17 protein-coding genes and 1 pseudogene are annotated in these 20,051 nt (G+C 57.6%); 5 read left to right on the top strand and 13 right to left on the bottom strand.

All coding sequences use genetic code 11. From position 1 onward, the window contains the following. Positions 1-6: 6 nt before the first annotated feature. Together SLW75_RS03680 and SLW75_RS03675 are read left to right on the top strand one after the other, a co-directional pair. Positions 7-1,021: pseudogene (locus SLW75_RS03680) on the top strand (site-specific integrase). A gap of 327 nt (positions 1,022-1,348) precedes the next feature. Then, a complete protein-coding gene (locus SLW75_RS03675) occupies positions 1,349-2,320 on the top strand; it encodes a hypothetical protein (protein ID WP_369305652.1) in 972 nt (323 codons plus the stop codon). Between the two features lie 13 nt (positions 2,321-2,333). Here SLW75_RS03675 and SLW75_RS03670 read toward each other — a convergent pair whose 3' ends face one another. Genes SLW75_RS03670 through SLW75_RS03660 form a run of 3 tightly spaced genes read right to left on the bottom strand, consistent with a single transcriptional unit; the run spans position 2,334 to position 6,039 of the window. Beyond that, positions 2,334-3,338, bottom strand: coding sequence for a TniQ family protein (locus SLW75_RS03670; RefSeq protein WP_369305651.1), 1,005 nt, complete (start codon positions 3,336-3,338; stop codon positions 2,334-2,336). A gap of 1 nt (position 3,339) precedes the next feature. Continuing rightward, entirely contained in the window at positions 3,340-4,212 is an 873-nt protein-coding gene (locus tag SLW75_RS03665; protein ID WP_369305650.1) for a TniB family NTP-binding protein, read from the bottom strand. A gap of 6 nt (positions 4,213-4,218) precedes the next feature. Next, positions 4,219-6,039, bottom strand: a complete 1,821-nt coding sequence (locus tag SLW75_RS03660; RefSeq protein ID WP_410933568.1) for a Mu transposase C-terminal domain-containing protein — start codon at positions 6,037-6,039, stop codon at positions 4,219-4,221. A gap of 1,025 nt (positions 6,040-7,064) precedes the next feature. Here SLW75_RS03660 and SLW75_RS03655 point away from each other — a divergent pair. Next, positions 7,065-8,369, top strand: a complete 1,305-nt coding sequence (locus SLW75_RS03655) for a tyrosine-type recombinase/integrase (protein ID WP_410933567.1) — start codon at positions 7,065-7,067, stop codon at positions 8,367-8,369. Between the two features lie 41 nt (positions 8,370-8,410). On the opposite strand, the gene SLW75_RS03650 is transcribed toward SLW75_RS03655, so the two are convergent. The 9 genes from SLW75_RS03650 to SLW75_RS03610 all read right to left on the bottom strand — a co-directional run bounded on the left by SLW75_RS03650 (position 8,411) and on the right by SLW75_RS03610 (position 16,792). Continuing rightward, entirely contained in the window at positions 8,411-9,490 is a 1,080-nt protein-coding gene (locus tag SLW75_RS03650; RefSeq protein ID WP_369317884.1) for a chemotaxis response regulator protein-glutamate methylesterase, read from the bottom strand. Next, positions 9,453-9,986, bottom strand: a complete 534-nt coding sequence (gene cheD / locus SLW75_RS03645) for a chemoreceptor glutamine deamidase CheD (protein WP_410933566.1) — start codon at positions 9,984-9,986, stop codon at positions 9,453-9,455. Before cheD ends, SLW75_RS03650 begins: the two co-directional genes overlap by 38 nt. Then, positions 9,983-10,792: a CheR family methyltransferase gene (locus SLW75_RS03640; RefSeq protein WP_410933565.1), complete on the bottom strand. Its 810-nt coding sequence runs from the start codon at positions 10,790-10,792 to the stop codon at positions 9,983-9,985. Before SLW75_RS03640 ends, cheD begins: the two co-directional genes overlap by 4 nt. A gap of 11 nt (positions 10,793-10,803) precedes the next feature. Further along, on the bottom strand, positions 10,804-11,343 hold the full coding sequence (locus tag SLW75_RS03635; RefSeq protein ID WP_410933564.1) for a chemotaxis protein CheW: 540 nt from the start codon (positions 11,341-11,343) through the stop codon (positions 10,804-10,806). A gap of 36 nt (positions 11,344-11,379) precedes the next feature. Next, the gene (locus SLW75_RS03630; protein WP_410933563.1) at positions 11,380-13,038 is read right to left on the bottom strand and encodes a methyl-accepting chemotaxis protein; all 1,659 of its coding nucleotides are present in this window, start codon (positions 13,036-13,038) and stop codon (positions 11,380-11,382) included. 29 nt (positions 13,039-13,067) lie between these two features. Beyond that, positions 13,068-15,125 carry a chemotaxis protein CheA gene (locus SLW75_RS03625; protein WP_410933562.1) on the bottom strand — a complete coding sequence of 686 codons (2,058 nt, stop codon included), beginning with the start codon at positions 15,123-15,125 and terminating at the stop codon, positions 13,068-13,070. A gap of 66 nt (positions 15,126-15,191) precedes the next feature. Beyond that, positions 15,192-15,479: a lipid asymmetry maintenance protein MlaB gene (locus SLW75_RS03620; protein ID WP_065990831.1), complete on the bottom strand. Its 288-nt coding sequence runs from the start codon at positions 15,477-15,479 to the stop codon at positions 15,192-15,194. Positions 15,480-15,502: 23 nt separating this feature from the next. Continuing rightward, positions 15,503-15,871, bottom strand: coding sequence for a response regulator (locus tag SLW75_RS03615; protein WP_065990830.1), 369 nt, complete (start codon positions 15,869-15,871; stop codon positions 15,503-15,505). A gap of 9 nt (positions 15,872-15,880) precedes the next feature. Further along, a complete protein-coding gene (locus SLW75_RS03610) occupies positions 15,881-16,792 on the bottom strand; it encodes a methyl-accepting chemotaxis protein (protein WP_410933807.1) in 912 nt (303 codons plus the stop codon). An 874-nt stretch (positions 16,793-17,666) separates the two neighbouring features. Here SLW75_RS03610 and SLW75_RS03605 point away from each other — a divergent pair. Together SLW75_RS03605 and SLW75_RS03600 are read left to right on the top strand one after the other, a co-directional pair. Further along, positions 17,667-18,191, top strand: a complete 525-nt coding sequence (locus tag SLW75_RS03605) for a cyclophilin-like fold protein (RefSeq protein WP_192131680.1) — start codon at positions 17,667-17,669, stop codon at positions 18,189-18,191. 187 nt (positions 18,192-18,378) lie between these two features. Continuing rightward, positions 18,379-18,774, top strand: coding sequence for a hypothetical protein (locus SLW75_RS03600; RefSeq protein WP_410933561.1), 396 nt, complete (start codon positions 18,379-18,381; stop codon positions 18,772-18,774). Positions 18,775-18,853: 79 nt separating this feature from the next. Here SLW75_RS03600 and SLW75_RS03595 read toward each other — a convergent pair whose 3' ends face one another. Continuing rightward, entirely contained in the window at positions 18,854-19,855 is a 1,002-nt protein-coding gene (locus SLW75_RS03595; protein ID WP_410933560.1) for a PQQ-binding-like beta-propeller repeat protein, read from the bottom strand. Positions 19,856-20,051: the final 196 nt, after the last annotated feature.

Genomic DNA, 20,051 nt, shown 5'->3' with positions numbered 1-20,051 from the left:
GTTGATATTAGGTCTGATAAAGCAGCCGCGCAGGCATTCATTGCTGCAGGGACAGCCGCCAATACGGTGCGCAGCCACCGCAGCGCCCTCGCCTACTGGCTGGCCTGGCTGCAACTTCGCTACGGTAGGGCCCTTGGGGACAGTCCACTGCCTGACCCCGTGGCCATACAGTTCATCCTCGATCACCTGGCGCGACCGCTGGACAATGGCGAATGGTCCCATCTTCTGCCGGCGGCCATCGACGCAGCACTAGTTAACGCCAAGGTAAAAAGCAAAACGTCGGTGGCCGAGCCCCAGCGAATCCATCGCCGTTAGGACCCTGCTACGTGAGGCGCGCAAGGCACAAAGTCGTCACGGCATGCGGGTGCGCAAGAAGACCGCGGTAGTGCTTGAGCCGCTGCAAGCGTTATTGGCCACTTGCACCAACGGCGTGCGGGGCATTCGTGATCGCGCCCTGCTGCTCCTGGCCTGGAGTGGTGGCGGTCGACGACGGTCTGAAGTGGTCGGTATTTCAGTCAATGATGTACGGCCGCTAGATGCAGACACCTGGATCTACACCTTCGGCGCGACCAAAACGGATACCAGCGGCGTGCGCCGTGAAAAGCCGTTGCGAGGCGCCGCTGCGCAGGCGCTAACCGCCTGGCTCGAAACAGCGCAGCCACATCTGGGCCACTGTTCCGGCGGCTGTACAAAGGGGGCAAAGTCAGTCGAAACGGGTTGTCAGGAGATCAGGTGGCAAGGATTGTTCAGCGTCGCGCGAAACTTGCGAGACTTGAGGGTGACTGGGCAGCGCACAGCTTGCGATCAGGCTTCATGACCGTAGCAGGACGGCGAGGCGTACCAATGGGGGACGTAATGGCGATGACAGAACACCGACGCGTGTCCACCGTAATGGGTTACTTTCAAGCCGGGGGCATTGTTTGAAAGCCAAGCGACGATGCTTTTGGCCAGGGCCAGCCTCCACCCGCGAGACACTCCAAGTGATATGAATGACGATGCGATACCGGACTGCGTCACGTAATCCAATGCGAGATCCATGCAGCGCATTTATCTGGCGAGCGCCACGACTACTCTCAGACAAAGCCCGACTGTATAGCTTGTGCAACCCACGCTCTCGCGGTGAAGCCTCAGATATGAAATTGAGAGCCGAAGAGAGCATGCCCGCAATGTTTGCCGTACGGCACTCGTGTAAAAAAAAGAAACAGACAAACGGCAAACAAAAAGTCAAATACCAGATACGCTGATCAGTGACCACAATTAATAAAAAAAGCTTAAATTGAATAGGTATCCTTGGGCTGGACACGACAAAAATGGTCTCTCTTCTCAATTACCAGAAGAACGTACGCATATGAAAGAAAAAATGGTTGGTCAGACTAATAGCGACGAGATGGTGACGGGGACACTGAGTACGGTGCCCAGACAAACCCTTCGTACATACGCCGACAACTCTGTCAGAGCTTACAAGTCGCACATAAGACACTTTCGGTACACCGCCGAAAAATCTCTGCCATCGGACCCGTTAGAAATCGCGGATTACCTGCTAAAATACAGCTCAACGCTTGCACCAGGCACGTTGATTGCACGATTAAGCGCATTATCTAAGTGGCATAAAGAACAAGGGTTCCAGGACCCAACTAAGGATCCGAGAATCTCCCAGCTTGTCTCCCACATCAAAAATCACAGTCAGCATACGACGACAAAAACTGTACCACTTCTGGTAGCAGACCTCGCAAAAATAGATATCCACATGCGAGAAAAAATTGAACGCCGTGAAAATTTTGAAAGGGAAGGTGTGGAGGAAAGGCTTATAAGAGATAGGGCGATGATGCTGTTGGCATTTTGGAGAGGGTTGACATTCACACAGCTGGCAGCTCTGAAAATTAGCGATATTGTCTTGCAGGATGGCGGCAGAATAATACTCAGTGCCCCTGCTACGGAGGGGACAGTCACGAGCATGAGGATGCCCGCAAGGAAGACTTTATGTCCTACTCAGGCACTTCAGGAGTGGCTAGAAATAAGAAAAAGCCGTCGCCACAATCTATTCTATGGCATCGACAGATGGGGAAAGGACACAGAAAAGAAAGTCAAACATTTTGTGGCCGGCTATGCTTTGGTGACCCGCTGCCAAGATGCCGAATTATCTTTTCCATTAAGCTCGCTTAGTTTTAGGCGGGGATTCGAACAGTGGGCGTTGTCCGCAGGATGGAGCGTTCAATCCATCCGCGAATACGTGGGCCTCAATGGCGTTCAAGAAGCTCTGCTACCTTTAACTAAGGGCATGTCTAACCAAGAGATCTGCGACAGCCTAGATGAGCAGTAATCGAAGCTGGGCTTCAGGGCAACGTTAAATCTTCAAGCAAGAAATGCGGCAAATTGAGCTTTTCACCATTTGAGCTGGTCAGCCAACCTCTCACGCCTTGATCGGCGGTGCCGGTACAGGTTGTGAATAACCAAGTGGGATTATTCGGGACCAGCACCCCGATGTCGGCAAACAGCGCAACGATATTTTGCCAATCGGCTCGAGCGGAAGAAACATCCAGTATTACCGCCGTCATCACGAGCCCGATCATTCTCGCAGTGACGGACGTCGCTCTTGTATGCCCAAAGAAAAGATCTCCGACAGCGGAACCGTGATTAGCAACAGGGGCGACGTTTTCCCGCAATAGACTCTTCGATAGTTGATAGCAGTAAGGTGGAGCGTCAACAGGCTTCATGTAGGCCCTGAGCACTGCCGAAAACAAGCCAAAGAACAAATTGGAGCGCTCAGTCATAGATTGCTCACGCCACGCACATAATTGATCTTGTATCTTATTAGCTACAACCGCCATAATACTAAGCAACCTCCCAACCTCCCCGGAATAACTAGGCCCGACCGCTTCACTGGGATGGTCGAGGATATACCTGCCCACTGAATTAATTCGGTACAGTGGGTTGTTGCAACGATATTCGCCTTTGAGAACCTGCAACGGGCAGAGGTGAATATCGCAAACTGTATAATGCGCGTATCCCCAATTTAGACGCCAGACGGGAAACCTTATGGATTTCAAATCTTCCCTGATACAGCTTGGACAAAATTGAACTCGCTCACAGGGGGCAAGCAACAACCCCCAAGAAGGCGCGCGATTGATAGACGCTAGAAGAGACAGCTCAATCTCTAAGGACTCACTGACACACCGCAGCTTATCCTCGGCATAATCAAAGTCGATGTCCCCATTTGCTATCGCGCTTTGCATTATCTCCTGAAGCATAAGCCTGCCGAACTCACTGACCATGGAGGTGTCAGGGATTTCTATATATCGAAGTATTAATGATGACAAAACCTCCCCTTGAACATACATTTCAACGCTCCACCTTTACGGGAATCTCCTTTCCCTTTTTCAAAATATCCAAGTCAATGCGCTCTGTCCCATCTATAATGGACCACCAGGCAGCATTTTTCAAAAGGTTGACTACCCGTCCGAGTACGCCCCCAGTTTCGCTAATCAAGTATTTCGTCACTGCCGGCCTGTCGATCAATGAAGGCTTTCGGAGAGGAAATGTGGATACATAGGAGTACACAAACGCCCGAAAAGTCTCATCGTCTTTCCAAGGAAGCAGCTCTATCTCATAGAAGCGTCTGGAAAACTGGCTATCGTGTTCGATTGCCTCTCTGCATTCGCTCGTTCCAAAAATAATCACAACCAGAGAAAAGGGAGGTCCCGACATCGTTTTCATATGAATGAGGTTTTTTAATTGTTCACGCGGTGTCGTGGCCAATAGGTTGTTGAACTCATCGATACCTATGCCCCTGACGTTACGAGCGCCGATAGCATTCAACAATCTTTTTTTGCTTCCCGAGTAGCTCGTTATAGTGCCTAACGTCAGCGCTGAGACGAGATCATTACTGAAGGTTTTATGATCGCGAGCGCGCTCGGAATCAATTTCAAGCTGGGCTAAACAATCAGTTGCGCCCGAGCTCATGCCAAATTCCATCATGACGCGGCGAAATAATGCACTTTTCCCCATTCCCGGTTGCGAATGAATAACCATGCAATACCCATCCCCTGTTCGAGGCAGGTCGACTATAAATCTCACCTGCGACAGGATCTTTTCCGCTTGAGGATAATTTATCCAAAAGTTCTCGGCGATAGCAGCCTTTCTGGCATCTAAACCTGCCTCTACTAGCTGTCGGCGTGAGGGTATCACGTGCTCGTAACTATTCAAGCTAGCCATGTTGATTCACTCAAATTCGATCTTAAACAAAGTGGGTGGGGTAGCAAAGTCATCATCTGGTTGCTGGATCTCAACACTTGTTTTTTCATCACTATTGATATAGGTCTCACGATCTTTATAGACAGATCTAGACTCCTGCATTTTTTTGAGCGTTTTGGTCGCTCGCTTAGCCGTCTCAACGATTTCTCTATTCTTTTCCACTAAGCGAAAAACTTCACGTTTGCTGACCAGACGTTTTCCGCTCACCTCACCCGCCGCTTTGATTTGACGATTCGCTGCTTTAAGTTCTTGTAATGACAGATCAGAGAGCGTCAGATCGGCAAACGGCACCCGAACATAACGCTCACCAGTCGGATTCACCCAGATAAAACGCAATGACAATGGATTATATTTGACCGCAACTTTTTTCTTTACGTATGCTGATAACGCACCAGACCAGTATCGAAAGCCATACATCTCGATCCCCTGTCGCGAAATAGTCCTCATTTTCTCCGGATAAAAATCCAAGAAAAATCGCACTTTATTCTCGACAATTGCCGGCTGCCTGAGACGTCCCTCACTATCAGTCCATGCCGACACCCACTTATCGTGCGGCGTCTGCTTGATGGAACGATGCTCAGTATTATGATAAATTGCAACAGCTCTAGCGAACCACTTTTCAAACTCGCTAAAAGTCAAACAGGCTTTCCCTTCACTATCATAATCGCCTTTCTGAACCACGTTGCTCATCGTAGTGCCAGGGAGAAAATGTATATACCCTACCGCCAACGTTCCAAACAACCGTTCAATATGCCCTCCCCACCAAGGCCTTCCCGGAGGTCGATAGTTCAGTTTTATCGCGTGCTTGTCTGCTGCTATCTTCAATGCTTTAGCTTTGAACTCCTTCGCATTATCCATTGCCAAGGACTCTAGCTTTCCATAGTAAGGATAGGATATATCTTCCAGATCCAGATGTGCGACCCAGTCGTCTTTCGGAAATGTCGCATGTGTGATCGCTTGAGCAACGCTGAAGCTGCTTGGCGCATCGATCGAAAGATAATATCCTACGAGCACTCGTGTATGCAGATCGATTATGACAGTTACCCAGGGCCTGCAAAGTGGCATCCTGGTTTTTTCGTCCACGATAATGCAATCTACCAAGCAATGATCCATTTCAGTCTTGGCTAATGGATGACTAGCCTTATTCTTCCTCGGGCGTGGCTGGTACATATCATTCGCACTTTTGTGGCCGTCCCTAAGCATCGCCAGCTGCGATTGTGATATGCAACGTATACGGTTCGCTACCGTGCCTACCGCAGGTGCTTTGAGCCCAGCTTTATCACATAGCTCTTCTACGTATTTAACAACCTCTGCGATATTAGACCCTGGGCCTTTCCACTTTTGCTTTATTGATAGAGCAACAATAGCCTCAATTCGTGTAGGAATTAATCGCTTCCCCTGCTTAACTCCCGGCTTGTCTTTGAGAAAGTCAGCAGGGCCGCTGGCGTTTTTAAATATTTTAACGAGTGCATAAGCTCTGGGCTCGCTAATTTTGAGTTTCGCCGCAAGATCACCAACTTTTGAATCGTCTGCTTCTACATAATCCTTTAGTGCGCTATACCTAAACTCAGCTAGTGCCCAGTCCTCGGCACTGGCCTTGGTTTCGATCGCGGGAACCGCGTATTCAGTCTCCTCAGGATCTTCATCTATCAAATCGCCCAGCTTTACTTCTCGATACTCGCTAAGGTCCTCGCTATACATGAGCGCGAGCCCACTTGGGGCGGCCCCCTCATAGACCCATTTCTTACTGTCAATCCAGAATCGTGCGCCCTTACGAATGGAATCCATGACGAATCACCGAGAACAGTCATTCACAATAATTCAAGCATAAATCTGCTCATTCGCAATAATTCATGATCTAGGAATGCTCCGTGGCCTGCCAAGTTTCCTAACATGCTGAAAATAAAAGAATTTAAAAAATCGTACTAATAGCTGATGCTGACAAATCGAGCGTGGCGATTCTCCGTTTCCTGCTCCAGGTACCAAAGCACCCAGTCTGATCCCGATACCAACGCTTGCCCTCGACGTTAACCACTCATCATCAGTTACCGCTCGCCACCCACGGCTGATAGCTTGCCGTTCACCCAAGCCCGACGATTCAACAATCGCGATCACCGCTTAACCCCAACGCAGCGCCCAACCCACTGCAGCGTTCAGCGGATCAATCACACAGACATCCAGCAACCCAATCGCCGTCAGGCTTCACACAGAGCGCACGTCAGCATCTGGCCGGCACCAGCAACAAGCGCCGCCGATCAAGCACCACAGGCGCAGCGCCCAAGACGTCGCAAAACCTATGACGACGCAGTCCACCGACATCTGCCTGACCACCCGCAGTGTGAACAGCGACTGCTTAATGCCAAGCTTCGAACTCGACCCCCAGATTAACCCGTGCCGATCCGATACCCGTGCAAGCCTTATGGACAGTCAGCCAAACTGCGTATCGGCCAGCTCACAAACTGGGATCATCAAGGTCCGCAAACGCCTGACCTGCCTCGAAAGCCCATAAAACAAGGCCTGCAGAGCAGCAATGCGCCCGCAGTAGCGCCTGATCAGCCCGCGAAATCACCACTCTTGGAGCCCAAAACTCACCCAAAAAGCGCAAAATCACCGATCAACATACGAATACACCACCAGATTGCGCTAAGAAGGCGTAAATCAGCCCCAATAAGCCAAGTCGCTCCAGGCAACCCCGCTAACACACCCCAACCCACAAATGCAATATCCGATAACTGTCAGACCCGGATATTGCATCTGCACGCATCCTGCTGGATTATGCCGCCATCTTCCGCATTTCCAGTCAGCGAATTCAAATGCCCGCGCCCTCGTCACCTCATCCGCTGTTCGAAACCTACGCCAAGTTCGGCGAGCTTAATTTCAGCTCCTTAAAGGAAGAGCTTCCGGCGATCCGTGATTATCTCGAGCAGTTCCCCGCAGAAACCCAGTCCATCGAAGGCTACCGCGCCGTGCGCAGCTTTCTCAAGTCCTACGCCGGCAACGAATCCACGTTCAATTCCTACCGCACTCACGTCGAACGACTGCTGCTCTGGACGATGCTCAAATCCAGAACGCCCCTCCTCGCCATGCGCCGCACCCAGGCCGAAAGCTTCATGGAGTTCTGCCTGGCGCCTGACCCCGCCTGGGTCGGTCCGGTGGTGAAATCCCGCTTCACTCGCCTGGGTGCGCGCAAGAAAACCGCGACGGACACCTACGTGCTCAACCCCGATTGGCGGCCATTCAGCCAGACCGTCGCCAAGGAAGAACGCAAGCGCGCTGAAGAAGAAAACCGTCCCGCCCTTCAGGACACGTACCGGCTGGCCCAAGGCTCTATCGCGCAGATCTTCGCGGTGTGTGGCAGCTTCTTCCAGCACGCGATCGATGAAGGTTTTTGCGAGCAGAACCCGTTTCGCGCGGTAAAACAAAAGAGCAAATACAAAGAGCGCAACACCGATAACCAGGACACGCGCATCCTGACCTCCCTGCAGTGGGATTTCGTGCTGGAGACCGCTGAGCTTATGGCCGCCGAAGACACCAAGTACGAGCGCACGCTGTTTATCGTGGCGACGATTTTTGCCATGTACCTGCGGGTGTCCGATCTGGTGGGCCGTGACAACTGGAAACCGACCATGGGCGATCTGCGCAAGGACAGCGCCGGCAACTGGTGGTACCACGTGGTGGGCAAAGGCAATAAAGCCGGCAAGATCAGCGTGCGGGACGACTACGTCGAGAACTACCTCAAGCGCTGGCGCCTGCATCAGGGTCTGTCCCCCCTGCCCGGCTTCCGTGAAAGCACGCCGCTGATTGCCACCCAACGCGGGCGCGCTGGTTTGTCGGACCGGCATATCCGCGTGCTGCTGCAGGAAGTGTTTGATCGCGCGCTGCAGCGCATGCAGGCCGAGCACTGGCCGGATGAAGACGTCGGCCGCCTGCGCGCGGCGTCCTTGCACTGGCTGCGCCACACCTCGGCGACCTTCGATGCGCCGCACCGCGACATGAAGGATCTGCAGGTCGATCTGCGTCACAACAGCCTCAGCACGACACAGAACGTCTACTACAACTCCGAGGATGAAAAACGGGCTTACTCGGTCAAGCGTTTGCCCATGAAAGAGCGATCGTGATCGGTCATTCCCCGTTCAGATTCTGAAACTCAGCGGCCAGGCTAACCGTTGAGGATCGCCTGATGAATATGCTCCAGCGGCATGATCCGCTGGGCAGCGTTGAGTTTGATGGCCTCCTTGGGCATGCCGAACACCACGCAGCTCGCCTCATCCTGTGCAACCGTGGCAGCGCCGGCGTCGAGCATCTCCTTGAGGCCGCGCGCACCGTCGTCGCCCATCCCGGTCATGATGATGCCGGTGGCGTTCTTGCCGGCGAACTTCGCCACCGAACGAAACAGCACATCCACTGAAGGCCGATGCCGGTTGACCTGGGGCCCGTCGATCACCTGGGCGTGATAATAGGCGCCACTGCGCGTGACTATCAGATGCTTGCCACCGGGGGCGATCAAGGCCAGACCTGGGAGAATGCGGTCGTTGTTACGCGCTTCGCGGACCTCGATCGCACAGATGCTGTTGAGCCGTTCGGCAAAGGAGGCCGTGAACTTCTCAGGCATGTGCTGCACGATCACAATGCCCGGGGAGACCCTCGGCAAAGCCTTGAGCACTGCTTCCAGCGCCTGGGTTCCGCCCGTGGAAGTGCCGATCGCGACGATGCGTTCAGTGGTCTGTGCCATGGCGTGGCCAGTGGCGGCCGGGAGGATGGCGTCGGCAGTGAGCTTGCCGGCCGGCGCTACCGGAACCGGGCTGGCGGTGCGCTTTCCCAGGTTCCTGACGTTGGAGTTGGCGGCAGCGCGTATCGCGGCCACCAGCTCGGCCGCCGATTCGAGCAGGAAATTCTTCAATCCGGTCGTGGGTTTGGTGATGATTTCCACAGCGCCTGCCGACAGGGCCTGCAAGGAGGTTTCGGCGCCTTTCTGGGTCAGCGAGGAACAGATCACCACCGGCGTAGGTCGCTCGCTCATGATTTTCTTGAGAAAGGTGATCCCGTCCATCCGTGGCATTTCCACGTCCAGCACGATCACGTCGGGCCATTCCCGGGCGAGCTTGTCCATGGCGAAAATCGGGTCGGACGCGGCGCCCATGACGTGGATATCCGGCGTGTCGCTGAGAATGGCCATCAGCACCTGACGCACCACGGCCGAGTCATCGACCAGCAGTACGCTGATTTTTTTGGTAGGCATCGTGTTGAAGTGTTCCCATTGGTTGGTGCCGAACCCAGACGTTGCCGTTCCACACGTCGAACATGATCGTGCGGTGACCGGTGCTGCCCATGTCCTGAGCCGTCAAGTGCAGGTGGTAGCGCTCGGCCAGGGCCAGCGCCGCGCGAATATTCAGGCTGGCCACGTCCTCCGTGCGCAGGTCGCGCGGGTGGTCGGGAAACATCCTGCCGCCGCCGAACAGCTTGACCTGGTAATCCTGCACCTGAGTGCCGTTGCTAAGGACGTGTCGAAGCAGCAATTCCATTGCCTCATCGCCATATCGGCCGTCCAGCGGCTGATCGTGACGCAGGCGTCCTGGCAGCATGAAGTGACACATGCCGCCGATCAGCCGTTGCGGGTGCCAGAACGTGATCGCCACGCAGGAACCGAGCAGTGTGCGCAAGCGCGTCGGCCGCGTCGCGAAACTGACCTGTCCCGGGGCCAACACCACTTCGGCCGCGCCGACGGGCATTTTCATGGCTTGCGATAAATCGACGGCGCCACCAGCTTCAAGGTGTCGTTTACACCGTTGAGGCTTTCCGAGTGACTGATGATCAAGTAGCCGCCTGGCTTAAGGAGCGGAAGCATGCGTGCGACGACCTGGGTCTTGGTCGGCTGGTCGAAATAAATCATCACGTTGCGCAGGAAGATCACCTCGAACTCACCCAGGGCGGGCAGCGTTTCGTTGAGGTTGACCTGGACGAAGTTGACGCGGTTGCGCAACGCCTTGTCGATCAGAAAGGTGCCCTCCTGGCGCCCGATGCCTTTCAGGCAGTACTTGACCAGCAGCGGCTGGGGCAACGTCTCGGCGCGACCCATGGCGTAATGGCCGCTGCGCGCTTTGGCGAGCACTTGGGTACTGATGTCCGAGCCGACGACTTCCCAGGGCGTGGTTCCAAGTCCCTCGGCCAGGGTCATCGCCAGGCTGTAGGGTTCTTCGCCCGAGGAACTGGCCGCGCTCCATACCCGAAACACCTTGCCCGGCGCAGCCTTGGGCAGCACCTGCTGACGCAGGAAGTCGAAGTGCTTGGGCTCGCGAAAGAAATAGGTCTCGTTGGTGGTCAGCAAATCCAGGGCGACCTGCAGCTCGCCCTTGCGCTCGTCCTTCATGATCAGCTTGAAGTACTCGCCATAGCTCTGCAGCTCGTAATGCTTGAGGCGCTTGAACAGGCGCCCGGCCACCAGCGCTTTCTTGGCGGGTGACAGGTTGATGCCGGCCGCGCGGTACAGCCAGCTCTGGAACTGACCGAACTCACGATCATCGATGGTCGCGTTGTCTGGCATAGGTTCGGGCCTCAACGCGGATCGAGATCAAGGGCCGGCGCTTGACCGGCTTCGGCAAGGCTGGACATCTCGTCGATGGACAGCACGTTGTCCACGTCCAGCACGATCACGAACTTGCCATCGACCTTGGCCATGCCGCTGATGAAATCGGACCGGATCCGCGCGCCGAAGCTGGGCGGCGGCTCGATATGTGAGGACGGAATCTCTTGCACCGCAGAGACGGTGTCGACCAGCAAACCGATGTCCTGCGCCTGCCCCTCCGCGGTGCTCGCCTCAATGATGATGACGCAGGAGCGCCGGGTGATCGCCGAGTTGGCCCGCCCAAAGCGCGCCGAGAGGTCAACCACCGGCACCACCGCGCCGCGCAGGTTGATCACCCCGCGCACAAACGCGGGCATCATGGGCACCACGGTCAGGCTGCCGTATTCGATAATTTCCTTGATCCCCAAGATGCCGATGGCAAACATCTCGCCGCCGAGCATGAAGGTCAGGTACTGCGCGTCCTCATCCACCGCAACTGCGGTCTGCCGAGTGGTCGTCACTGCGCCCATGTCGTTCTCCCTGTAGTCCCGCATCGATGCTTGTGATCAGAAGCGGGTGAATTCCGATTCGTCCGGGGCACTGGCCATGCTGTACGCGAACGCTTTGCGCGGCGGCTGCGGTTTCACCCGTGGCGGCTGATGGCCTGGCTTGCTGCCGGGGTTGTCCGCGCTGCTGCCTTGAGTGACGGGCCGCGGGGTTGAATCCAGCACGAAGAAGCTCATGGCCTGTTGCAGCTGTTCGGCCTGGCTGCTCATTTCTTCGGCGGTGGCGGCCAGCTCCTCGCTGCTCGACGCATTCTGCTGGGTCACCTGGTTGAGCTGGGTCATCGCCGTGTTGATCTGCGCAACACCGGCGGCCTGCTCTTCGGATGCCGCGCTGATTTCCTGCACCAGATCGCTGGTCTTGTTGATGGACGGCACCATTTCGCCGAGCAACTTGCCGGCCTTCTCCGCCATGTCCACGCTGCTGGAAGACAGCTCGCCGATTTCCTGGGCGGCGACCTGGCTGCGTTCGGCCAGTTTGCGCACTTCGGCTGCGACCACCGCGAACCCCTTGCCATGCTCCCCGGCCCGAGCGGCCTCGATGGCGGCGTTGAGGGCCAGCAGGTTGGTCTGGTAAGCGATGTCATCAATGATGCTGATGCGCTGGGCGATTTTCTTCATCGCCACGACGGTTTGCTGGACCGAGTCGCCGCCCTCGGTGGCTTCCTTGGCGGCTTTGCTGGCCATGCCATCGGTGACTTTGGCGTTCTCGGTGTTCTGGTTGATGCTGGCGCTCATCTGCTCGATCGAGGCACTGGTTTCCTCGACGCTGGCCGCCTGTTCACTGGTGGCCTGGCTCATCGATTGCGCGGTGGCGCTGACCTGCTCGGAGGCGCTGGCCAGGTTGTCAGCGGCGTTGCGCACCTCGCCGATGATGTGTCCCAGCTTGCCGACCATGTTGCGCATGGCGTTGAGCACCATGCCGGTTTCATCTTTCGTGCCCGGTGCGATAGGTGCACTGAGGTTGCCTTCGGCCAACTGCTCGGCGGCGGAGGCGGCTTGTCTCAACGGACGCGAAATGATCCGCGCGATGAACACGGCCAGGCCCAGGCCGATCAACAGGGCAGCGACCAGTGCCGCGATGATCGCCAGGCGGGCACTTTCGTACAGCGCCGAACCCTTGTCACCGGCCGCCGTTGCGCCAGCGTCGTTGAGCTCGACCATTTTCTGCAAGCGGTTGGTCAAGTCTTCGAAACGCACCTTCGACTCACCCCGGAGCAGGCTGCGGGCCTGGTCCTCTTGGTTCTGCCGGGAGAGATCGAGCACCTGATTGCTGCTGGTCAGGTAGGAAGCCCATGCGCTTTTCGCCGCTGCCAGAAGCTGACGATCTTCGTCGTTCGACAGCAAGTTTTCGTAGGTGCCCATGCGGGTTTCGAACTGCTGGCGGGCCTCGGTGGCTTCCCGCTCGGCCTGGGCCTTCTCTTCAGCGACATCGGTGCTGATGTGGCGGTTTTCTTTCAAGCGATAGTTGGCGGCAAAAAAACGCATGCCGGCCGCTGCGCGCATGGAGGGCATCCAGTTGCCACGGATGTCCTGAGCAGCCTGGTTCACGGCTCCTAGCTGGTGGATGGCGAAGACGCCCATCGCCGCAGTGAGGGCCAGAACCACCAGGAATGAGCTGATCAGCTTGGTGGAAATTTTAAGATCGTAGAACCATTTCATCGTGGAACCTCCAGGGTGTTGCAAATACGTCAGCGGGCGACGACGGTTGGCGAATAAGGCGCCTGGGTCGTGCGGGCTTCCAGTTGTACGATTTGATTGAGCAGTGCCGGTACGTCGAGGATCAGGGCCACCGCGCCACTGCCCAATATGGTGGAGCCGCTGATGCCGCGCAGTGCGCCAAACAACTTGCCCAACGGTTTGATCACGGTCTGGAACTCACCCAGCAGGTCATCGACGACCAGCCCGGCCTTGTGCTCGGCATAGCGCACCACCACCACATTCTGGCGTCGGCCGGCGCTGCCTTCGTGGCTGAAGTGCTCGCGCAGGTCCACTAGCGGCAACACCTCGCCACGCAGGTCCAGGTAGCCCTTGTCACGGCTTGACTGGCGCTGGTGTTCGTCCAGTTCGATGCATTCCTGAACCATGTCCAGCGGAGTCACGTAGGTGGATGTATCGATGCCGACCAGAAACCCGTTGATGATCGCCAGGGTCAGCGGCAAGCGAATGCGCACCACGGTGCCCTGCCCCGGGCGACTGTCCAGATCAACGGTGCCGCGCAACAGCGTGATGTTGCGCTTGACCACGTCCATGCCGACGCCACGGCCCGACAGGTTGGTCACTGCCTCGGCGGTAGAGAAACCCGGTTCGAAGATCAGGTTGTAGATCTCCTGATCGGAGAGCACCGCACCGCTCGCCACCAGGCCGCGCTCTTGAGCCTTCTCCAGGATCCGTTCGCGGTTGAGTCCGTTGCCGTCGTCGGCGATTTCGATGACGATGCTGCCCGAGTCGTGGTAGGCGTTGAGGCTCAGGTGACCCTTCCCCGCCTTGCCTGCAGCGCGCCGCGCATCGGCGCTTTCGATGCCGTGGTCCATGGCGTTGCGCAGCAGGTGCATCAACGGGTCGCCGATTTTCTCGACGACGGTCTTGTCCAGTTCGGTTTCTGCACCGCTGATGGTCAGCTCGATGTCCTTGCCCAGCTCCTGGCTGATGTCCCGCACCACGCGGCGGAAGCGGTTAAACGTGTCGCCGATGGGAATCATGCGCAGGTGCAGTGCGCCGTCGAGAATTTCCTCCACCAGTCCCGAGACCGTCGACGTCGCTTCCTGCAGCGGGTCGTTGTTGCAGGAACGGGCCAACAAGCTGGCGCCGGCGCTCGCTATCACCAGTTCGCCGACCAGGTTGATCAGTTCGTCAAGCTTGTCCGCGTTGACGCGCACGTAATTGCCGTCACGGGTTTTCGGCTCACTGGCCGCCGGCAGACGCTGCACCGAAGCGGTCAGTGGGCCCTGCTCTGCCTGGGCCACCAGCTCGCTGCCGATGGCCACAGCGCTGTGGGGCGCTTCGTCGATGGCCTCGATGCGCACCTCACAGTCGTCCCGCACAAAGTCGAAGACTTCATTGAGGGTGGCGTGGCTGGCCGTCGAGCGCAAATCGATCTCGAAGCCTAGGTAGCAGCTTTCCGGGTCCCAGCTGTCCAGTGCCGGAATGCTGTCAGTGAGGGTCGTGACCTGTGTTATCTGCCCCAGGGTTTCCAGGTAGCGCAGGAACGACAGCGGGTCCATCCCATTGCGAAACACGTCCACGCCGAAGCGCAGGGAGATATGCCAGAGCACCTCGGCGGACGTGTCTGCGCCGCCATCAACGCCCTCTTCTTCAGTGTTTTGAACGCTGGCATCGGGGACAGGGTGCGGCGCCTGATAGGTGCTCAACGCCTCGCGCAACGCCGCTTCACGCTCCAGGGCTGCCGGCTGGAGCGTCTCGCCACGACTGGCGACGACGTTGATCAGCTCCAGCATATGGTCGCCGCACTTGAGCAGCACCGCGATCAGCCGGGAGTCGACTGCCACACTGCCGTCGCGCAGTCGGTCGAGTACGTCCTCGACAATGTGCGTGAAGCTCACGACCGGGTTCAGGCCGAACAGGCCGGCGGACCCCTTGATGGTGTGGGCGGCACGAAAAATCGCGCCGATGGCATCCTGGTCGGCGGGCTCGGTTTCCAGTTGCAGGAGGGATTGCTCCATGACCTGCAACAGTTCGTGGGCCTCGACGATGAATGTCTGCAATGCCTGGTCGAGATTGATGCTCACCTGGACCTTCCTTGTCTATCAATGAACGTGCAATGAACGCGATTGGGGCACGCGTCGCTGGACTGGCTATGAAGCGGCTTTGCGACACAGCTCAAGGGCCTGCGTGACCGCCACGCTCTGGCCGGTGACGCTCAACGCGGTGCCAGCGCTGTCGGCTTCACGCTGGATGACCGCGAGCAACTGCAGCCCCGCGCCATCCATTTCGGTAACCTGCGAGAGGTCCAGCATCAGGCGTGGCGCGCCGCTCATCCGGGGCAACAGCTCGCCCGCCAGCTCGGCAACGGTGTAGATCGTCAGCTCGCCGTCAATGCTGACGCAGGTGCTGTCGTCGAGCGTTTCGATGGTGATCGGCATCGCAGCCTCCCTCGCGCAAGGATTCAGGGCAGGATCAGTTTCGACACCGCTGCCAGCATCTGTGCGGGCTGGAACGGCTTGACCACCCACGCCTTGGCACCCGCCGCCTGCCCCTCGGCCTTCTTCGACTCCTGGGACTCGGTGGTCAGCATGATGATCGGGGTGAACTTGTAGCTGGCCAGTTTCTTGACCTCCTTGACGAAGGTGATGCCGTCCATGTTGGGCATGTTCACGTCGCTGATGATAAGGTGCACTTTCTGCCCGGTGAGCTTGCCCAGTGCATCCTTGCCGTCGCACGCTTCGATCACGTCGTAACCGGCGCTTTTCAAGGCAATGCCTACCACTTGCCGCACGCTGCTGGAGTCGTCGACCACTAATACATTCTTCGCCATTATGAGCTCCTAAAAGAAGGTGATGTCTTGAGAGTTCTGCTGCACAGGCGTCTCGCCACGATGGGTGCGCCGCTGCTCGTCGGTGGCGTAGGTAGCGTCCATTCGCGCCAGCCACTGGCGGGCGTCGATGGACGTTGCCTGGTCCGGGGCCTCGTTTGCCTGCCGCAGGTGACCATGCAGGTCTTCCATGTTGTCTCGCACATGGCTGAGGATCTGGCTCACACGGTCCTGGAATTGCAGGTCGACCAGCACCTCCGTCATCTCATCACCAATGCCGCGGCTTTCCTGCTTGAGCAGGTCCGCGGATTCGGCCAGGCGGCCAGTGATGTTATGGAAGCGTCCGAGCACGACTTGAATGCTGTTTTCTGACGCGGCCACCGATTGGCTGTCCTGATCGGCGCTGCTGGAGGCGGCGTGCACCAATTGGGTGATGCCGTTATTGATGATGTCGACCTTGGCCGACATCTGCTGGCCGGTTTCACTGGATTTGCTCGACAGGCTGCGCACCGCGTCGGCCACCACGGCAAAGCCGCGACCGGCTTCACCTGCACGGGCCGCTTCAATGGCCGCGTTGAGGGCCAGGAGGTTTGTTTGCGCGGCGATCGCCGCTACGTCCGCGGCCATGGTGCGCAGTTCGCCGGTGTAGGCCGTGAGGCCGCGCACCTGGGCCAGGGTCTGGTCACGGCTGGTTTGAGCGGCCTTGAGCGAGTTGATCACCTGGCTCAAATCGCTTTCGCTGAGGGACAGCACTTCAAGCGCCCCGTCCGCCGTTTGCCCGTCGAGTTCGCCGGCAGCGCGCTGGGACGCCTGAACTGTTTCCTGCAATCGCGCGGCAATCCCGATGAACCGATGGGTCAGATTCACAATCGCTTCTTCGGTCTGATGCCGTGAACTCTCCACCTGCCGGGCCCAGATCGGCATGGCGCCCAGCAGCACCTCATCGAGTTGTACCCGCGAGTTAATGCTGTGGCTCGCGGCGTCTGCCGCTGACTGATCCGCTTGAGCCCGGGCAGTGGCGCGCAGCACCACGTCACGCCGGGAAGCAGCACTCCAGGCCCCCGCGCCAAGGCCGACGAGAACCAGCGCCGCGCACGCGATCAGGTTAGGGAGAGAGGTTGACTGACTGAGTACCCATGCAACGGCAGGCACGACCGGAATGAAAGCGAACCAGAGAAAACGCGGCTGAGCGGAACGGGGAATGCGGATGGATTGACGCTGGGTCATGGGTTCGATCCTTGAACAATGCTGCTGATGTAACTGACATCACGGTTATCTGCCCAGTGCGTCACAACTTGAGTCACCCCCGATGCCTTCCGTCTGGTTTATGACTGTCGCGTGACGCTGAAGATGCCTGCGCTCCCTGTAACCGCCGGCCACGATGACCCGATTGAGAGTCATTCCAACGTGCCAAATCGTAAACTTTTTTGTTGCGGCACGATGCGCAAAGTGTCCGAACCCCCTGCTATCGCATTGGCAGGATGATGGGATCAGGACTGGGCAAAGATCGACCATCGTCAACATCCTGATTAAGACTTATATAAGTGTCTGGCGATTGAAACGCGCTTCCCCGGGCAACTGGCGCGCTCTGCCCTGCAACGTTCCGGCATTGGTGAAGTTTGTTCATAAAAGCATTCTGGAGAGCCGTATGGTTCAGGCCAATACCCCGACGTAGAGTGTTGTGACAGCAGGTATCCGATGGGGATTGGACGCGAAAGCAATGACATCGCTGACCACTTACTCCATCACGGCTGATTAACATTTTTCGAATCACCCCACTGCATAAGGTGCCCACAGGATGCGCGACAAACGATTCGCCCTATTCACCCAAGCTCATGTCGGCGGCGCAAGGGGACTGACGCGGGCCTTCGGACTTCTGTTGGGCCTGACGGCGTTGAGCGAAAGCAATGCCTCGCCTGCGACCCCCGTGGGCCCTGCCCCCGCGGCCACGTCAGCCACCGCGCAGCTTCCAGAATCCCGTATCTGGATGACGGTTCGCGACACGCGCTTCGCGATCACCCTGGCGGATACACCAGCGGCGCGGGCATTTGCCGCCCTGCTCCCACTCTCCATCGACATGCCTGACCTGAACAATAACGAGAAGCACGCTGAACTGCCGACATCGCTGCCAACAAGTACGATTCGCCCCGGCACGATCCACAGCGGCGATCTGATGCTGTACGGACCACGCACGCTGGTCGCGTTCTACGCTACTTTCTCATCGCCCTATTCCTACACTCGTTTGGGCCGCATCGACAATGCCGCCGAACTGGCCCGCGTCTTTGGCAGCGATGCAGTACGCATCGCTTTTTCAAAACAATAACGTCAGACGATCTTTCTCAAAGGGCTGCGCTTTTTAACGGCCCGTTGGTGGACATCGTTTTTATAACGAAAGCACTCACGTTGCGATTCTTGAGTGACGGCGCCTGCCGTCATGTCGAGCGCCGCGGGCGAAGCGTGGTGCGCGTTAAATATTCAAAGACATTAACCAATTAATGAACGGGCATCCCATGAAATTACGTACTTTTGCGACAACCTTAGTGTCTGTCGCGGTCATAGCCGGCTGTACCACTGGAACACCGCGCGCTGAACCTGGAAAGTCCATCGTCGACATTAAGGCCCACGCAGGAGATGACGTGATCGCGAGACGTCTCGACGGAAATCAGGCCAACAGTTTGAATCACTTCATTGTCTCGCCAGGCAGGCATTCGATGGAACTGGGGATTGTGATGATCGGGTATCAGAACAGTCATCGTCGTTGCACGGCGACACTTGATTACGACGGGTTTGCAGCCGATGAACGCTATACGCTGGTACAGAGCCGAGCGGACGCAGAGGTCAAGGTGTCGCTGGTGGACAGTCGAGGCGTTGCGGTGGCTCAAGCCGGCAAGGTGCCTTGCCTTTAATGAGCCCATTGGCCCTGCAGGCATTGGGAAATGAAACGAGCGTGGCATCCAGCAAATGTGTGGATGCCACGCTGGCGTTTCAGGGTTTGGGCGCCGGCAACGCGAACGCCACGATCTTGTTGTTCAAGCGCGTTTTGAGCGCCTTCTTGCCCCCTGCCGCAATGACCACGAACTGCCTGCCGCTGTGGGGACCGATATAGGTCACGGGGCTGGCATTGCCGCCCCCTGGCAAACGCGCCGACCAGAGTTCTTCACCGCTGTGCACATCCAGTGCCCGAATCGTGCGCTCGGCGGTCGCCGCAATGAAGATCAGACCACTGCGGGTGCTGACCGAGCCGCCGGCCATTGGCGTCCCCACCGTCACGGGCAACATCGACGGGATGCCCAGCGGGCCGGTGTCTCTTGCCGTCCCCAGTGGTCTGGACCAGAGCAGCTTACCGCTGGCCAGATCCACCGCCGAAATCAGGCCCCATGGCGGCGCGTTGCAGGGCGTGCCAAGCACCGATAAGAAGGTTGTGCCGTAAGCGCCATAAGGCGTGTTGAGCATGGGCCGCTGCGCATCACCCCCCGGGCTCTGACCGTCCGACAGCCTGAACTTGCGTTCAACCGCCTCCTCCCGGCTGACCAGTTCGACGCGGTCCACCATCCGCAGCCAGTTGACGACCATCACGCCATGGTCGAGGTCCACCGACACACCGCCCCAATTGATCCCTCCGGCCGAACCCGGCGCGATCAGCACGGGCTTGCCCAGGGTAATCGGCGTCAGGTGCCCCTCGTAGCGTGACTGGCGAAACTGAATGCGGCACAGCATCTGGTCCAATGGGGTGATGCCCCACATGTCACGTTCCTGCAGCGTCGGCTGGCGAAACGCGGGCAAGCCGATCGACGCAGGCTGAGTCGCCGACAGCCGCTCGCCCTCCGCGATTCCGCCCTGAGGCACTGCCTGCTCTTGAACGGGCGCAATCGGTTTGCCCGTCTCCCGATCCAGGACGAAGACCTCGCCGCGCTTGGTCGCCTGAATCAGCGCATGGCGGATGACGCCGTCGACGGGCAGATCAACCAGCGTCGGCTGAGCCGGCACGTCGTAATCCCAGATGTACGGCGCAGATGACCCAGACGATGCCGGCCACCCCGTACCAGGCAGATCCGCCGTCACTGAGCAATACCGCACCGCCTAGAGTCATGGCGACACCCAAAATGGACAATACGCCGCCAACGCCCCGTCTGAAGAGCCGGGCTGTTCTGTTTTCCATGCGCATGATGTGCCTGTCTGTGAA

The sequence above is a fragment of the Pseudomonas sp. W5-01 genome, assembly GCF_046540435.1.
Classification (GTDB): Bacteria; Pseudomonadota; Gammaproteobacteria; order Pseudomonadales; family Pseudomonadaceae; genus Aquipseudomonas; species Aquipseudomonas graminis_B.
Note: the sequence above shows the minus strand (reverse complement) of the source record. Positions and strands in the feature narration are given on the sequence as shown.

Excerpts from the sequence above, each read along its gene's own strand:
- SLW75_RS03620 (WP_065990831.1), bottom strand. The coding sequence starts at position 15,479 with ATGCCGATCACCATCGAAACGCTCGACGACAGCACCTGCGTCAGCATT.
- SLW75_RS03640 (WP_410933565.1), bottom strand. The coding sequence starts at position 10,792 with ATGCCAGACAACGCGACCATCGATGATCGTGAGTTCGGTCAGTTCCAG.
- cheD (WP_410933566.1), bottom strand. The coding sequence starts at position 9,986 with ATGAAAATGCCCGTCGGCGCGGCCGAAGTGGTGTTGGCCCCGGGACAG.
- SLW75_RS03635 (WP_410933564.1), bottom strand. The coding sequence starts at position 11,343 with ATGGGCGCAGTGACGACCACTCGGCAGACCGCAGTTGCGGTGGATGAG.
- SLW75_RS03610 (WP_410933807.1), bottom strand. The coding sequence starts at position 16,792 with ATGCCGATCTGGGCCCGGCAGGTGGAGAGTTCACGGCATCAGACCGAA.
- SLW75_RS03600 (WP_410933561.1), top strand. The coding sequence starts at position 18,379 with ATGAAATTACGTACTTTTGCGACAACCTTAGTGTCTGTCGCGGTCATA.
- SLW75_RS03660 (WP_410933568.1), bottom strand. The coding sequence starts at position 6,039 with ATGGATTCCATTCGTAAGGGCGCACGATTCTGGATTGACAGTAAGAAA.
- SLW75_RS03675 (WP_369305652.1), top strand. The coding sequence starts at position 1,349 with ATGAAAGAAAAAATGGTTGGTCAGACTAATAGCGACGAGATGGTGACG.
- SLW75_RS03650 (WP_369317884.1), bottom strand. The coding sequence starts at position 9,490 with ATGCCTACCAAAAAAATCAGCGTACTGCTGGTCGATGACTCGGCCGTG.
- SLW75_RS03670 (WP_369305651.1), bottom strand. The coding sequence starts at position 3,338 with ATGTATGTTCAAGGGGAGGTTTTGTCATCATTAATACTTCGATATATA.
- SLW75_RS03615 (WP_065990830.1), bottom strand. The coding sequence starts at position 15,871 with ATGGCGAAGAATGTATTAGTGGTCGACGACTCCAGCAGCGTGCGGCAA.
- SLW75_RS03605 (WP_192131680.1), top strand. The coding sequence starts at position 17,667 with ATGCGCGACAAACGATTCGCCCTATTCACCCAAGCTCATGTCGGCGGC.
- SLW75_RS03665 (WP_369305650.1), bottom strand. The coding sequence starts at position 4,212 with ATGGCTAGCTTGAATAGTTACGAGCACGTGATACCCTCACGCCGACAG.
- SLW75_RS03655 (WP_410933567.1), top strand. The coding sequence starts at position 7,065 with ATGCCCGCGCCCTCGTCACCTCATCCGCTGTTCGAAACCTACGCCAAG.
- SLW75_RS03630 (WP_410933563.1), bottom strand. The coding sequence starts at position 13,038 with ATGAAATGGTTCTACGATCTTAAAATTTCCACCAAGCTGATCAGCTCA.